Here is a 15216-nt window from a genome sequence, read left to right on the forward strand (position 1 = left end):
AGTTCGGGGGCGGCCACGGGTGTCGCCGCCTGCCGGGTGAAAAAGCGCGGCGGCAATTTCCCGTAGCTGTTGGAGAAGGGAATCGTCAGGGTCATGGGTTAAATATAACCTTGTAGCACATCTTTTCCAGAGGTCCTGGATCCGGCGCGTTCAGGCGATGCGGGTCATCAGGTGAAACCGTTCACGCGGCTTGAAGCCGGCGCGCTCGTAAAGGCGGCGGACGCGGGTGTCGTCGTGGTGCACTTCGAGATGAAGCGCTCTGACCCCGTGTTCGGACAGGGCAGGCAGGAGCGCATGCAATACCTCGGACCCCATGCCCCGGCCACGCACCTTCTCACGTATGAAAAACTCGTCGATGAAACCGTCGATTCCCCCCAGTTCGACCGAATAGCCGAAGGAAATCACGATATAGCCCACCGGCGCGCGGCGTGGCCCGATGAGATAGGCGACACCATGCGGCGTACCGTCAAGCAAGGGTGCGAGGGCGGTGCGGCGGGCGTTTTCGGTCGTCTCGATTTGCGCGAACCCGTGATAGGCCGCGACCATGGGTTCGAGCCGGTCGAGATCATCCGGGCGGGCGAGGTGAAGCATGTTCATGCCTGGGCCGGCCTGTCGCTCAGGGGTGCGTAGGGCCCCGATGTGTCGAAGATGGTCTTGCGTGCTGGCATGGCGCGTCTCCTGTCGTTTGGGCGACAGTGACAACAGTGGACAGGGATGTCCACATGGCGGTGGCCCTTGCGCGGCCCCGTGCCGGAACGAAAAAAGGGGCGCCCGTTGGCGCCCCAAAGGTTTCGACGGGGACTGGGAGGTTACCCGTCGAAGTCGACTTGTTCGATCAGTTTCAGCGCGTCCGGGCGCAGTTTCGCCAGGTCCATCAGGTTGACGTCATCAGGCGTGAAGCTGCCCCAACTGGCCACGAGGTCGGCAGGCTCGGTGCCCGGTGCGATCGGGTATTCATAATTCGCCTCGGCATAGATTTCCTGTGCCGCGGGCGAAGTGAGGAATTCCATCATCGCGAGCGCGTTGTCGCGGTTCGGCGCCGCCTTGGTCATGGCGACCCCGGAGATGTTCACGTGCGCACCCTTGCCACCGATTTCGGGAAAGACGATGTCGACGCTTTCGGCCCAGGCCTGCTGGTCCTCGTTTTCTAGCATCTTGCCCATGTAATAGGTGTTGCCGAGGCTGATGTCGCATTCACCGGCCCAGATCGCCTTGACCTGTGCACGGTCGTTGCCCTGCGGCTTGCGGGCGAGGTTGGCCTTGACGCCTTCGATCCATTCGCGCGTCTTTTCCTCGCCGTGATGGTGGAGCATGGCCGATACGAGTGCCACGTTGTAGGGATGCGTGCCGGAACGGGTGCAGATCCGGTCTTGCCATTTGGGGTCGGCGAGATCTTCGTAAGTCGTGACTTCTCCCTCTTCCACACGGTCCTTGGAGGCATAGACGATGCGCGCGCGCGTCGTCAAACCCCACCAACGGCCCTCGGGATCGCGGTATTGTTCGGGTACGTTTTCAGTGAGCCTGTCAGAGGTGACGGGCTGGGTCAGACCGGCATTCACGACCGCCGCGAGGCGCGAAATATCGACTGTAAAGACCAGGTCAGCAGGTGTTCGTTCGCCCTCTGCTTCGAGCCTCTCGACCATGCCCTTGTCGAGATATGCGACGTTGACCTTGATGCCGGTTTCTTCGGTGAAGGCATCGGTCAGCGGCTGGATCAGTTCCGGCTGTCGATAGGAGTAGATGTTGACTTCTTGTGCGACGGCCGGCGTGGCCGTGATTGCGGCAACAAGTGCGATACGGGCGATCATGTCGTCCTCCATGGATGCTGGTGTCTCTGCGTCCATAAATCTGACTTTTTTTGTCGGGTCAATACCTGTGTAACCTTGTCGGGTATTTTTCGGGACCGCAGTCAGACAACGCTCGGCCGCGTTTCACAGATGGTTGTGTTGGAGGGAATAAGTCGACGACAGCGACCTATGACGCCTTCTTTTCTTCGCGTTTCGCCGCGTTCCAGAGTGCATCCATTTCCGCGAGATCGCTGTCGGAGGGTGTCCGGCCGGAATCGGCCAGGTGGTCCTCGATCCGGCGGAAGCGGCGGGTGAATTTCGCGTTGGCTTTGCGCAGCGCCGATTCGGGCTCGATCCCGAGATGGCGGGCAAGGTTGGCCATGACGAATAGCAGGTCGCCGAACTCTTCTTCGATCTCGGCCTGTCCGAGGCTGTCGCGGGCCTCGTTCAACTCGCTCGCCTCTTCGACGATCTTGTCGATCACGTTGTCGGTCTCAGGCCAGTCGAAGCCGACGCGCGCCGCGCGTTTCTGAAGCTTGACCGCGCGCAGGAGGGCGGGCAGGCCGGTCGCCACCCCGTCGAGCACACCGGTCTGGGCCTTGGCGGCGCGTTCGGCGGCCTTGATGCTTTCCCAGTCGCGGGTTTGCTGATCGGCCGACTTGTCGCGCGATTCGTCGCCGAAAACATGCGGGTGGCGGGCGACCATCTTGTCGGACATGGTGTCGGCAACTTCGTCAAAGGTGAAAAGCCCGGCCTCCTCGGCCATTTGCGCGTGAAAGACCGACTGGAACAGCAGGTCGCCCAACTCGCCTTTCAACTCGTCCCATGCCTGGCGTTCGATGGCATCGGCCACCTCGTAAGCCTCTTCAATAGTGTAGGGCGCAATGCTGGCGAAATTCTGTTCTATGTCCCATGGACAGCCGGTTTCGGGGTCGCGCAGGCGGCGCATGATTTCCAGCAGTCGGGGCATCCCGCCATGGGGGTCGTGGATCAGATCATCATTGGCCATTGCGCAGGGCTCCTTTTTCGGGGTTCTTTGTGCCGGGTGAGAGAAAAGGAGTCCAGACAATGGCCGTGATCAACCGGATTGCAGGGTTTGCCGAGGAAATGGCCGAATGGCGGCGGCATCTGCACATGCACCCTGAACTGGGGCTGGAGTGCCACGAGACGGCGCGTTTCGTGGTCGAGAAACTGCGCGAATTCGGGGTGGACGAGATCCATGAAGGGATCGCCGAAAGCGGTGTTGTCGCGGTGATCGAAGGCAAGGGGCCGGGCCCGGTGACGGGGTTGCGCGCGGATATGGATGCGCTGCCGATGGACGAGGCGACAGGGGCGGAATGGGCCTCATTGGTGCCGGGGCGGATGCATGCCTGTGGCCATGACGGGCATACCACGATGCTTCTGGGGGCGGCCAAGTATCTGGCGGAAAGCAGAAATTTCACGGGTCGAGCGGTGCTGATCTTTCAACCGGCGGAGGAGACCATCGGTGGCGGACGGCTGATGGTGGAAGAGGGGATCATGGACCGGTTCGGGGTGGAAGAAGTCTATGCGCTGCATACCGATCCGTTCGGGGGGCTGGGCGAGTTTCGCACCACCGCTGGTCCGATCATGGCGGCGGTTGATGATTTCGAGATTCACCTGACGGGCACGGGCGGGCATGCGGCCTATCCCGATGCTTGCGTCGATCCGCTGCCGGCGGCGGCGGCCACGCTTCAGGCGTTGCAGACCATCGTGAGCCGCAACCGCCCGCCGCTGGAGGCGCTGGTGGTTTCGGTGACGCAGATTCACGGCGGCTCGGCGATGAATATCGTGCCGGAAAAAGCCTATCTGGCCGGGACAGTGCGCAGTTTCTCGCCGGCGATGCGCAACATGGCCGAACGGCGGATCGGCGAGATCGTCAGCGCGCAGGCCGAGGTTTACGGGGTCGCGGGGCGGGTGGAGTATCACCGCAACTATCCGCCCACGGTGAACCATGCCGACCAGGTCGGGAAAGGCGCCGAGATCGCGCGCGAGATCATGGGGGCCGACAACGTGCTGACCGCGCTGCCGCCCGAAATGGGGGCCGAGGATTTCTCCTACATGCTGGAGGCGAGGCCGGGGGCGTTTTTCTTTCTGGGTCAGGGGGTTGGTCCGGCGCCGCATCATCCCGAGTTCGATTTCAACGACGAGGTGGCGCCGATCGGGGCGTCGTTCTTTGCCCGGTTGATCGAGCGGCATCACCCGGTCGGTTGAGGCTTGCCGCCGGGCCGCGATTGGGCTTGAGTGCGCGGGAACGATATTGAGGGAGTGCGAGAGATGGCCGTTATCAATCGGATTGCTGGCTTTGCCGACGAGATGACCGCGTGGCGCCGGCATATCCACCAGAACCCGGAACTGGGCCGGGAGTGCCACCAGACTGCCGCATATGTGGTTGAACGGCTTGAGGAATTCGGGATCACCGAGATCAGCACCGGCTGGGCCGAAAGCGGCGTCGTGGCGGTGATCGAGGGGCAGGGCGAAGGACCGGTGATCGGGCTGCGCGCCGACATGGATGCGCTTCCCATGACCGAGATCACCGGGCTGGACCATGCCTCGAAGGTGCCGGGCAAGATGCATGCCTGTGGTCATGACGGCCATACGGCGATGCTGCTCGGGGCGGCCAAGTACCTGGCAGAAAACAGGAACTTCCGCGGACGCGCCGTGCTTTTGTTCCAGCCCGACGAGGAAGGCGCCGGCGGCGGCGAGGCCATGGTGCAGGAAGGCGTGATGGAGAAATACGCCATCGACGAGGTCTATGCGATCCATAACGGGCCGGGCCTGCCTGCGGGGATGATCGCGCTGGCGCCGGGGCCGTTGATGGCGGCGGTCGACAGCTTCTACATCGACATACAGGGCCGGGGCGGGCACGGCGCGATGCCGCATGACGCGGATGACCCGGTCGTGGCCGCGGTCGGAATTGTGCACACAATCCAAACGATTGTGAGCCGAAACGCAGATGCACAGAAGCGGCTGGTGGTGTCGGTGACGAAGATCGAGACGGGGACGGCGACGAATATCATTCCCGACACGGCGCATATCTGCGGGACGGTGCGGACCTTCGATCCCGAGGTGCGCGACATGGTCGAGCGGCGCATGGGCGAGATCGTGGCGGGGCAGGCGGCGAGCTTTGGGGTGAGTGCGCGGCTGAACTATGACCGGGGCTATCCGGCCACGATAAACCATGAGAAACAAACGCTTTTTGCCGCCGACGTGGCGCGCGAGGTGGTCGGAGACGAGCAGGTGGACGACGCCGCGCGGCCGATGATGGCGGCGGAGGATTTCTCCTACATGCTCGAAGCGCGCCCCGGGGCCTATGTCTTTGTCGGCAATGGAGAAAACGGCGCGATGGTGCATCATCCGAAATACGATTTCAACGACGAGATCGCGCCGATCGGGGCCTCGTTCCTGGCGCGGCTGGTCGAGCGGGCGGGGGCGCTGTGACGCGCCTCCGGCGGGAGTATTTGGGGCAAGATGAAGCCGGGGGTGCGATTCGGTTGACGTGGTGTTGTGGTGCCGTGCGACGTGGTTAACGGCGCGGAGAGCGCACAAATCCGGGGGTGACCGGCGGCTGCTGCCCGGCTGCCGGGCGTGCACCGCAGCATTGCAGCGAGATTGCCGGGCGAACCGGTTAACACGGTGTGCGGGGGACGCGACGGAATGCGCTTGACCCCGGGCATGGGCGCACCAAGCATGCGCGCGTTGGAAGAGGGCAAAAGAGGAGAGGCGTGATGGCGCTGGAAGATGCGAAGAATGAGGTGGACGGGGCCTTTACCCGGACAAGCGACCGGGGCCATTCCTTCGAGAACACCTTCGGCGGGGCGACGTCGTTCCTGCGGCGGCGTTATACAAAGGATCTGGCCGGTGTCGATCTGGCGGTGACGGGGATTCCCTTCGACCAGGCGGTGACCAACCGGCCCGGCACGCGGCTCGGGCCGCGACAGGTGCGCGAGATGAGCACGCTTCTCTCGCCCGATCCGCCCTATGGCTGGGGCTATTCGCCGCTCGATGATTTCAACATCGTGGATTACGGCGATCTCGCCTTCGACTATGCCAATGTGCCGGATTTTCCCGGTGCGCTTCAGGCCCATGTCAGGACGATCCTCGATGCGGGGGCGGCGAGCGTGGCGATTGGCGGGGATCACTATATCTCGTTTCCGATCCTGCGCGCCCATGCCGAGAAATACGGGCCATTGTCGCTTATCCAGTTCGATGCGCATACCGACACCTGGGCCGATGACGATCTTGACCGGATCGACCATGGCACGATGTTCTACAAGGCGGTGAAAACCGGGATCGTGGACCCGGCCACCAGCGTGCAGATCGGGATCAGGACCACCAATGCGGACACGCTGGGGGTCAACATCATCGACGCGCGCGAGGTGCACGAGACCGGCCCGCAAGCAGTGGCGAAAAAGGCACGCGAGATCGTGGGCGACCGGCCGGTTTACCTCAGCTTCGACATTGACGGGCTGGACCCGGCTTTTGCGCCGGGCACGGGCACGCCGGTCTGGGGCGGGCTGTCGAGCGGCCAGGCGGCGATCATCCTGCGTGACCTGGCGGGGATTAACCTTGTCGGCGGAGACGTGGTCGAGGTGTCGCCGCCCTATGATCCGAGCGGGGTGACGGCGGTGGCGGCGGCGCATGTGGCGATGGAGCTGATCTGTCTCTGGGGCTGGACCCGGCGCGGATGATGGACCGGGGAGGCAAGATGGATTGCGGAGCGCAATGATTTGGGTTGTCTGGATCGTACTGGCCGCCGTGGTGGCGTTCGGGGCATGGGTGCGCTTGGCGCCCTCGGACCCGGCGCGCTGGCACGTGATGCCGGCCGCGGTGGTGGATCGAGATTTCGAGGGCGGCGTGATGCGGGTCGCCCGGACCGGACCCGAGGGGCTTGCGCGGCTCGATGAGGTTGCGCGCGGCTGGCCGCGCACGCGGGTTCTGGCCGGATCAGTCGAGGAGGGGATGGTGACCTATGTCACGCGTTCGGCCGTGTGGGGGTTTCCCGACTACACCACTGCAAGGCAGGCCGGTGACCGGTTGGAAATACATGCGCGGCTTCGCTTCGGGCGCGGCGACATGGGTGTGAACCGCAAGCGGGTCGAGGCGTGGCTGGCCGACCTGTGAGGCGCGGGGGCCGAAACCGCGCCTGAGCGGAACCCAAGAAGCGGCGCGGGCTTGACCAGGCCCCGGGGAATGGGGAAAGAGGCGGCCATGGTGCCCTTGGACAGACTGAACGAGATCAAAGCGCGGTTCGAGTTTCTCGAAGCCAGCATGGCCGAGGGCGGGGGCGACCTTGCACGGCTGGGCCGCGAATATGCGGAGCTGCGCCCGGTGGTCGAGCAGATCGACACCTATCGCGCGTTGCTGGCGGAGAAGGCCGAGGCCGAGGCGATGCTCTCGGATCCCGAGATGCGGGCGCTTGCCGAGGAAGAGCTTGCGACCCTGCGGTCGCGCCTGGGCGAGGTGGAACATGCGCTGCAACTGGCGCTGTTGCCACGCGATGCGGATGATGCGCGCCCGGCGCTGATCGAGATCCGGCCCGGGACCGGGGGCGACGAGGCGGCGCTTTTCGCAGGCGACCTGCTCAGGATGTATCAGCGCTATGCCGAGGCGCGAGGCTGGCGGTTCGAGATCCTGGAAGAGGCCTGGACCGAGCTGGGCGGCATCAAGGAGGTGGTGGCGCGGGTCTCGGGGCAGAACGTCTTTGCCCGGCTCAAGTTCGAGAGCGGCGTGCACCGGGTGCAGCGCGTGCCCGAGACGGAATCGGGCGGGCGGATTCACACGAGCGCCGCGACGGTGGCAGTGCTGCCCGAGGCGGAGGATGTGGATGTGGTGATCGACCCGAACGACCTCAGGATCGACACGATGCGGGCCTCGGGGGCGGGCGGGCAGCATGTGAACACCACCGATTCGGCGGTGCGGATCACGCATCTGCCCACGGGCATCGTGGTGACGAGTTCGGAAAAGTCGCAGCACCAGAACCGCGAGATCGCGATGCGGGTTCTCAAGACGCGGCTTTACGACATGGAGCGGCAGCGGGCCGATGCGGCGCGTGCGGCCGACCGCAAGGCGCAGGTGGGCACGGGCGACCGCTCGGAGCGCATACGGACCTATAATTTTCCGCAAGGGCGGATGACCGATCACCGGATCGGACTGACGCTTTACAAGCTCGACCAGGTGATGGCGGGCGATCTCGACGAGGTGATCGACGCGCTGATCGCGGATCACCAGGCGCGGTTGATGGCGGAGATGGAAGGATGAGCCGGACCTTGCACGACGCGGTGGCGGCGGTGCGCGCGGCGCTGGAGGTGGCGGGCATCGAGGGAGCTGCGGGCGAAGCGCGCCTGATCGCGGGCCATGCGGCGGGGATCGCGCGCGAGCGGGTTCCGATCTCGATGGATGCGCCGATGAGTGCGGCGCAGTGCGAGACCGCGTTGCGGATGGCGCGCGCGCGGGCGGCGCGGCGGCCGTTGTCGCATCTTCTGGGGTATCGTGATTTCTTCAACCATCGCTTCAAGGTTTCCGATCAAGTACTTGATCCGAGGCCGGAAACCGAAACCCTGGTTCTGGCCGCGCTTGATGCGCCCTTCGCCCGGGTGCTCGACCTAGGCACCGGGTCGGGGGCGATCCTGGTCTCGCTTCTTTCGGCGCGTGCGGAGACGCGGGGGCTTGGCACGGACCTGTCGGAGGCGGCGCTGTCGGTGGCGCGCGAGAACGCGCAGGCAGTGGGCGTGGCGGCGCGCTGTGATTTCCTGCTGTCCGACTGGTTCGGCGCTGTCGAGGGGCGGTTCGACCTGATCGTGTCGAACCCGCCCTATGTCGCGCTGCACGAGATGCCGATGCTTGAACCCGAGCTTGGCCATGAGCCGCGCATGGCGCTGACCGACGAGGGTGACGGGCTGGTGGCCTATCGCGCGATCATGGCCGGGGTGGCGGTGCATCTCGAACCGGGCGGGCGGCTCTTGCTGGAGATCGGGCCGACGCAGGCGCAGGCGGTGACCGAAATGGCCCGGGTGGCGGGGCTTGAAAACATCCGCGTTCACCTCGATCTTGATCGAAGGGACCGGGTCGTAAGTGCACAAATGCCGCCAAAGCGCGACTGAAACGCAACGTATGAGGCGAAAAACCGCGTGCCAAACGATGAAAAGGGCCGGTTAGCCCTTGTTAATCCCGGCGTGGCATGTTTACTCATGGCTATCGGCGCGGTGGATGCGAGTGTCGCGGTCCCGCCCGGTGTTAAGCCATACATAATTCGTTCCGGATTGTTTTGAGGTGCCGACGGCACCAGCCGGGAAAACGAAGGCCAGACAGTCAACTGGACCAAGGACAACATGAGATCATCGAAATCCCGCTCGCGGTCGAAGAGCAACCGCAATCGCTCGGTCGGCAATATCGTCAACCGCGTGTTCGACAGTTCCGGCCCCGAGGGCAAGGTGCGCGGCACCCCGCAACAGGTCATCGAGAAATACAACCAGTTGGCGCGCGACGCCCAGCTGGCCAATGACCGGGTCGCGGCGGAGAACTTTCAGCAACATGCCGAGCATTATCAGCGGATGCTGAACGAAGCACAGCGCGAGATGGATCAGCGCCGCGAAGAGCAGGAGCGGCAGAACCGCGATCGTCAGGTCGACCGTGACCGTGACCGCACCCAGCGGCAGGAGCGCGAGTCGAATGGCGGTCAGGGTGGCGAGGACCAGGGCAGCCCGGCGCAGCCCGACGTGATCGAGAACGGCGAGGCCGACAGCAACCTGGTCGAGACGCCGGAAAGCGCGGGCGAAAAGCCCAAGCCGAAGCCCAAGCCGAGACAGCGCAGCCGCAAGCCCAAGCCCGACACGTCGGGGGATGCCACGGGTGGCGGCGGCAACGACGAGACCAAGGCGGCCGAATAACCACCCGCCCGCACGGTTCGGGCGAATGCCCCTTCTCGCCCCGGCCTGCGCCGGGGCGTTTCATTTTGCGATCAGCCGCGCAAGCGCGCAAAACCTTTCAAGATCGACGGTTTCGGCGCGGTCGGTTGGGGCGATGCCCGCGGCGACGAGCTTTTCTTCGATATCGGGTGCCAGCCCCTTGAGCGCGGCGCGCAGCATCTTGCGGCGCTGGTTGAACGCCATCGCCACCACCCGTTCGAGGGTTTTCGCGTCTGCCGGAAAGCGCGGCGCGGGCAGGGCGGTCAGCTGCACGACTGCGGACGAGACCTTGGGCGGCGGGGTAAAGGCCTGTGGTGGCAGGCTCATCACGATGCGCGCGTCGCAGCGCCATTGCGCCAGCAGCGCAAGCCGCCCGTAAACCTTGGAGCCCGGTGCGGCCACGATCCGTTCGGCGACTTCGCGCTGGAACATCAGCGTGAGGCTTTGCCAGAAGGGGGGCCATTGGGGCGGCGTGAGCCAGCGCACGAGCAATTCGGTGCCCACGTTATAGGGCAGGTTGGCGGCGATGCGGATCGGCGGGGTGAGATGGGCGAGCGGGTCCACGTCGAGCGCGTCGCCCTCGATCACGGTGAGGCGACCGGGATAGGCTTCGGCGATCTCGGCCAGCGCGGGCAGGCAGCGGTGGTCCTTCTCGATGACCAGGAGGTGGCGCGCGCCCTCGGAGAGCAGCCCGCGGCTGAGGCCGCCCGGCCCGGGGCCGATTTCGAGCACGTCGCATTGCATGAGGTCCCCGGCGGAGCGGGCGATCTTGGCTGTGAGGTTCAGGTCGAGCAGGAAATTCTGCCCCAGCGACTTGCGCGCCGAAAGACCATGCTGCGCAATGACATCACGCAGCGGCGGAAGCGGATCAAACGGCATCGGCGCCCCGGGCCATGCGCGCGGCCATGCGCAGCGCGGCGATGGTCGAGGACGGGTTGGCCAGCCCCTTGCCCGCGATGTCGAAGGCGGTGCCATGGTCGGGCGAGGTGCGGATGAAGGGCAGGCCAAGCGTGACGTTCACGCCATTGTCGAAATCGAGCGTCTTGATCGGGATCAGCGCCTGGTCGTGATAGGCGCAGATCGCCGCGTCATAGCGCGCGCGGGCGCCCTCGTGGAACATCGTGTCGGCCGAAAGCGGGCCGGCAAGATCAAGCCCCTCGGCGCGGAGCCGGTCGATGAGGGGGATCATCATGGTGCATTCCTCGTCGCCCATCGCGCCGTCTTCACCGGCATGGGGGTTGAGCCCGGCGACGGCGAGGCGAGGGGCGGGGATGGCGAATTGCCGTTGCAGGCCCGCATGGGTGATGCGGATCGTTTCCTCGAGCAGATCGGCGGTGAGCGCGCCGGCGACATCGCGCAAGGGGATATGGATCGTCGCGGGCACGACGCGGAGCCGTTCGCTGGCCAGCATCATCACCACGCGCCCGACCCCGGCGAGCGCGGCGAGGTATTCGGTATGGCCGGGATAGGCGAAATCCGCCCCGTCCTTGAGCGCCTTCTTGTGGATCGGCAGGGTGCAGAGCGCGCCTGCCGCGCCGGTTTGCACCAGCTCGACGGCGCGGGCGATCACGTCGATCACGCCTTGTGCGTTGGCGGGGTCGGGCTGTCCGGGCGTGGTGGGCGCGGCAAAGCCATGCGCCAGCACCGGCAGGCCGTGAGCCATGGCGGCGGGGGCCTCGGCAGGTGTGTCGATCACGACCGGGGTGGCACCGTCGGGCAGGTGCCGGGGGTCGCCCAGCCAGAAAAGGGCCAGCTCGTCCTTCAGCGCGGCATGGGCCTTGACCGCAAGCTCGGCGCCGATGCCCGCAGGTTCGCCACAGGTGAGCGCGATCGGCGGGGGGGTCATTGATCTATGATGCGCGCTTCGGCCCGCAATTGTTCGAGATAGCCGTTGGCAAAGCTTTCGAGGCGGCGGTTCTGAAGGCTCAGCATCACGTCTTCGCGCGAGATGTCCTCGTCGGTGACGGGGGTGCGGCCACAGAGCATGAGAAAGACAAGGGTCTCGCCATCGGCGCGGGTGAGCGCGGTCGAGACCTCGTGCCGGTCGAGCCCGGCCAGTTCGGCCGCGACATCGGCGGGAATCTCCTCGGGACTTTTCGAGTCGCGCTCGAGCACATCTTCGGGTTCGTCCTTTGCGATGCCGTAAAGGTCGTCGCAGGTGTCGATGCTCTCCTCGATGTTCCGGGCGCGCGCGAGGGCCTGATCGCTGCGCCCGCCGTCGATGTAATAGGCTGCGTATTCGATGGCGGCATACTCGGGTTCGGCCACCGCGCCCTCTTCGATGCCGCGCATCTGGAGCAGCGCGATACCGCCCGGGATCGGGATCGGTTCGGTCACCTGTCCGCGGCCGAGGCCGAGGACGCGCGACTGGATGGCGGGCGGCAGTTCGGATGCGGACTGCCAGTCCAGCCGTCCCCCGCGCTCGCGCGATTCCGCGGCCGAGTGGCGGCGCGCGGCCTCGGAGAAGGCCTCGGTGCTGGTGATCTGTGCGAGTTCTCGGGCGCGGGCCTCCGCGGCGGCCTCCTGTCCGCTTTCGGCCGGGAGGATGATCTCGGAAAGCAGGACGCGGACGTTGCCGGCGCCGCTCTGGCCCAGGGCGCGTTCGACCTCGCGTTCGGAGACCTCGACCCGAGAGGCGAAGCGCGCGCGCACCAGTTCCCGCCAGGACAGGCCCACGATGATGAAATCGCGGAAGGTCTCTTCCGCGACCCCGGCCCCGTCGAGCGCGTCGATCAGTTCTTCGGCGCTCATCTCGGCGCGACCGGCGAACTCCTCCATCCCTTCCTCGATCTCTTCGCGGCTGGGGCGCAGGCCGGCGTCGCGGGCAGCATCGACCTTGAGCCGGTCCTCGATCAACTGGTCGCGGGCGGCCTCCTCGGGATTGCCGGGAGAGTCGAAGATCTGCAGCATGCGGGCGCGCTGTTCGAGTTCGTAGCGGGTGATGACATTGTCATTCACCTTGATCGCGGGTTCGAACAGGCTCTGGGCATGGGCCGCCTGGGGCGCGCCGGTTGCGATCCATGCAAGGGTGGCCAGCGCCAGCGCGGTGCGGATCAACGAATGCATGGGGTGTGTCAGTCTGCTCATGGGTCTGCCTAGTTCCTGCATGTTCGGGTATAGCTCTTGTCGTTGCCGCCGGCCGAGAAGCCCTTGATCCCTACCGTAAAGCTGAAATCCGTCGATGGGGTCAGGATAACGGATGAGGTGAAGCGACGCGAGAGCGAAAGATCGATCTCGACGCATTCGTTGCGGTAGATCAGGCCAACCCCGGCCTCGGCGGTCTTGTTCGAGACGACATCATAGCGCACGTTGGCGCGACCCGACCAGTGCCGGCCGACCCGGTAAAGCCCGTCGAGCGACCATTCCGACACGGTGTTGGGCCGATCCTCGAAGGCGTCGGGGCCAAGCCAGACATAGCTTGCCCCGAGGCCGAGGCGCGGGGTGTGGTAACCGGCGCGGGCCTCGCCCTTGGAGAGATCGAGGTTCTTGTCAAAGAGCCCCCGCGCGGTGAGTGACAGGCCCTGGGCCGATTTGAGCCGGCCGGCGATCAGCAGATCCGAGCGGGTGCCGCGCAGCCCCGATGTCGGCGAAAAGGCGTTGTCGGCGCGTGCGCGGGTGACCTGGCCCAGCGTCAGATCCGATTGCCAGCCGTCGGGGCCGAGCCGGTTCCAGTTGAGGCCATAGGTCGTGACCGCCCCGCGTTCGCGCCGGTCGGGGGCCGGAAAGCGCGAGAGCGACAGCAGGTTGCCCTCGTCGAACTCGACACGGGTGCTTTCGTCATTGGCATTCGAGAGCCGCTCGCCGCCGGTCCAGCCGAATTGCACCACCGGCTCGATCACATGCGCGGCACCGGTCGGCGTGATCTTCTGCCAGGGCCAGCGCAGGGTGACGGCGGCCATCGGGGTGACCTGCGCGGCGTGGCGGGGCCGGGTGGCGTCGTCGCCGGTGATGAACTTGTCGGCGGCGAACCCGGCCTGCATACGCGCCCGGATGCCCCCCGCGAGGGTCCAGCTGCGCCGCCAATTCGCCTCGAGTCCGAGCCGGGTCACGTCACGCCCGTCGACAATCGTGTCGGAATCGGGTCCGTCGACAGGCAAGGTGGAATAGCGGAAATGCGAATGCGCGCCGGCCGAAAACCGAAGCTCTCCCCCCAGCGTGCGGGGAAAGAACCGCCGCTCGTAGTCGAAATCGCCGATGATGGTGGGCAGGGTCGAGGCGTCTTCGCCGACGCGCAGGCTGTGGTAATGCACCAACGCGCCTCCGACGTATTCGTCGCGGCGCGTGCGGCTGATGGTGATATCGCTTTTGAGCCGGTCGGTATCGGAATAGCCATAGTCGATCAGGTAGCTCTTGTCGCTGACCATCTCGATGTTGAAACCGAGTTTGAAATCGCGTTTGAGGTCGAACTGGCCCTGGCCGAAAAGGTAGGCGCGCGTGTTGGGATAGATTGTGTCATTCGACACCGCGCCCTCGAATTCGATCCGCCCGCGGCGGAATGCCTGGCGATAGCGCAGTTCGAGCGTGCGCGTGTTGGGCGAGACGAACGGTGCGACGGTCAGGTCGCGATGGTCGCCAAGCCGAATGAAATACGGGATTCGGATGCCGGTGCTCAGCCGCGAATTGCCACGCAGGCTGGGCACAAGGAAACCGCTGGCGCGTTCGAGGGTCGGGTCGGGCAGGCGCAGCCGGGGCAGGTAGAAGATCGGCACATCCATGACCCGAAGTTGTGCGTCCTCGAAATAGATCTGCCGCTCGATCTGGTCATGGGTCACCTTGCGGGCGCGGATCTGCCAAAGCGGTGGTTCGCTGGAGTTGCAGACCCGGCAGGAGGTGACGGCGGTCTTGTAGAGCTGCGAATAGCGGCCGTTGACGCGGTTGAGTTGATGCGCGGCAAGCTGAACCTGCTGGTTGAGCACCATGCGCGCCCCGCTCAGCAGCCCGTTGCGAAAGCCCGCATCCATCTCGGCGGCATCGGCCAGGACCAGCGTGTCCTCGCCTTGCGAGATGGTGATCGGCCCGTCGATGGTGAGGCGATCGGTTTCGCGGTCATAGGCGATGCGGCGCGCCTTGATCCGCGTGCCGTCCTGCAATGCCTCGACATTGCCTTCGGCAACAAGCCGCGTCTTGCCTTCGAGAAAGACATTGTCGGCGACAAGGATGGCGGGGTCGGCGCTCCGGGATTGTGCCGGCCGCTCGTCCTGTGCCGTCGCGGGAACGGGCAGGGCGACGGACAGGCAAAGGGCGGCGATCAGCATGGCGCGGATCAGGTGTAGGCGTGCGCGCATCATCCGTCCTCCGTGCTGAGCACGAGGCCGAGGCCCAGAAGCACCGAGGCCACTGGCGGGGCCCAGGCTGCGAGCATCACCGGGATCTGGCCGTTTTCGCCGAGGATCTGTCCGAAATTACGGATGAAATAGAGCGAGAAGCCGATCAGCAGAGAGGCCAGCACAGCGATTCCGGTGCCGCCGCCGCGTTGGTGGCGCATGGTGAAGGCTGCGCCGATC

15 protein-coding genes are annotated in these 15216 nt (G+C 65.4%); 7 read left to right on the forward strand and 8 right to left on the reverse strand.

From position 1 onward, the window contains the following. Positions 1-150: 150 nt before the first annotated feature. The 3 genes from ACESL9_RS13445 to mazG all read right to left on the reverse strand — a co-directional run bounded on the left by ACESL9_RS13445 (position 151) and on the right by mazG (position 2796). On the reverse strand, positions 151-597 hold the full coding sequence (locus ACESL9_RS13445) for a GNAT family N-acetyltransferase (protein ID WP_372609824.1): 447 nt from the start codon (positions 595-597) through the stop codon (positions 151-153). Positions 598-809: 212 nt separating this feature from the next. Next, the gene (locus tag ACESL9_RS13450) at positions 810-1808 is read right to left on the reverse strand and encodes a Fe(3+) ABC transporter substrate-binding protein (protein WP_372609826.1); all 999 of its coding nucleotides are present in this window, start codon (positions 1806-1808) and stop codon (positions 810-812) included. Positions 1809-1974: 166 nt separating this feature from the next. Next, a complete protein-coding gene (gene mazG, locus ACESL9_RS13455) occupies positions 1975-2796 on the reverse strand; it encodes a nucleoside triphosphate pyrophosphohydrolase (RefSeq protein ID WP_372609829.1) in 822 nt (273 codons plus the stop codon). A 59-nt stretch (positions 2797-2855) separates the two neighbouring features. On the opposite strand from mazG, the gene ACESL9_RS13460 reads away from it, so the two are divergent. The 7 genes from ACESL9_RS13460 (at position 2856) to ACESL9_RS13490 (ending at position 9694) form a co-directional block, all read left to right on the forward strand. Further along, the gene (locus ACESL9_RS13460; protein ID WP_372609831.1) at positions 2856-4019 is read left to right on the forward strand and encodes a M20 aminoacylase family protein; all 1164 of its coding nucleotides are present in this window, start codon (positions 2856-2858) and stop codon (positions 4017-4019) included. Between the two features lie 63 nt (positions 4020-4082). Further along, entirely contained in the window at positions 4083-5246 is a 1164-nt protein-coding gene (locus ACESL9_RS13465; RefSeq protein ID WP_372609833.1) for a M20 aminoacylase family protein, read from the forward strand. Positions 5247-5533: 287 nt separating this feature from the next. After that, entirely contained in the window at positions 5534-6496 is a 963-nt protein-coding gene (gene speB, locus ACESL9_RS13470) for an agmatinase (RefSeq protein ID WP_372609835.1), read from the forward strand. 34 nt (positions 6497-6530) lie between these two features. Beyond that, complete coding sequence (locus tag ACESL9_RS13475; RefSeq protein ID WP_372609837.1) at positions 6531-6929, forward strand: DUF1499 domain-containing protein; 399 nt, start codon at positions 6531-6533, stop codon at positions 6927-6929. Positions 6930-7016: 87 nt separating this feature from the next. Further along, complete coding sequence (prfA, locus tag ACESL9_RS13480) at positions 7017-8066, forward strand: peptide chain release factor 1 (RefSeq protein ID WP_372609839.1); 1050 nt, start codon at positions 7017-7019, stop codon at positions 8064-8066. Next, positions 8063-8908, forward strand: coding sequence for a peptide chain release factor N(5)-glutamine methyltransferase (gene prmC / locus ACESL9_RS13485; RefSeq protein WP_372674976.1), 846 nt, complete (start codon positions 8063-8065; stop codon positions 8906-8908). Before prfA ends, prmC begins: the two co-directional genes overlap by 4 nt. Positions 8909-9136: 228 nt before the next feature. Beyond that, positions 9137-9694 carry a DUF4167 domain-containing protein gene (locus ACESL9_RS13490; protein WP_372609843.1) on the forward strand — a complete coding sequence of 186 codons (558 nt, stop codon included), beginning with the start codon at positions 9137-9139 and terminating at the stop codon, positions 9692-9694. Between the two features lie 60 nt (positions 9695-9754). Here ACESL9_RS13490 and rsmA read toward each other — a convergent pair whose 3' ends face one another. The 5 genes from rsmA to ACESL9_RS13515 all read right to left on the reverse strand — a co-directional run. Continuing rightward, positions 9755-10591 carry a 16S rRNA (adenine(1518)-N(6)/adenine(1519)-N(6))-dimethyltransferase RsmA gene (gene rsmA / locus ACESL9_RS13495; RefSeq protein ID WP_372609845.1) on the reverse strand — a complete coding sequence of 279 codons (837 nt, stop codon included), beginning with the start codon at positions 10589-10591 and terminating at the stop codon, positions 9755-9757. Beyond that, the gene (pdxA, locus tag ACESL9_RS13500; RefSeq protein ID WP_372609847.1) at positions 10581-11558 is read right to left on the reverse strand and encodes a 4-hydroxythreonine-4-phosphate dehydrogenase PdxA; all 978 of its coding nucleotides are present in this window, start codon (positions 11556-11558) and stop codon (positions 10581-10583) included. The genes rsmA and pdxA overlap by 11 nt, the downstream gene beginning before the upstream one ends. Next, positions 11555-12799, reverse strand: coding sequence for a peptidylprolyl isomerase (locus tag ACESL9_RS13505; RefSeq protein WP_372609849.1), 1245 nt, complete (start codon positions 12797-12799; stop codon positions 11555-11557). Before ACESL9_RS13505 ends, pdxA begins: the two co-directional genes overlap by 4 nt. 8 nt (positions 12800-12807) lie before the next feature. Then, positions 12808-15000, reverse strand: a complete 2193-nt coding sequence (locus ACESL9_RS13510; RefSeq protein WP_372674977.1) for an LPS-assembly protein LptD — start codon at positions 14998-15000, stop codon at positions 12808-12810. Further along, positions 14997-15216 (reverse strand): LptF/LptG family permease (locus ACESL9_RS13515; protein ID WP_372674978.1); only part of this gene is annotated, 220 nt, incomplete at its 5' end. The genes ACESL9_RS13510 and ACESL9_RS13515, both read right to left, overlap by 4 nt.

It is taken from the genome of Aquicoccus sp. (assembly GCF_041686535.1).
GTDB lineage: Bacteria > Pseudomonadota > Alphaproteobacteria > Rhodobacterales > Rhodobacteraceae > Aquicoccus.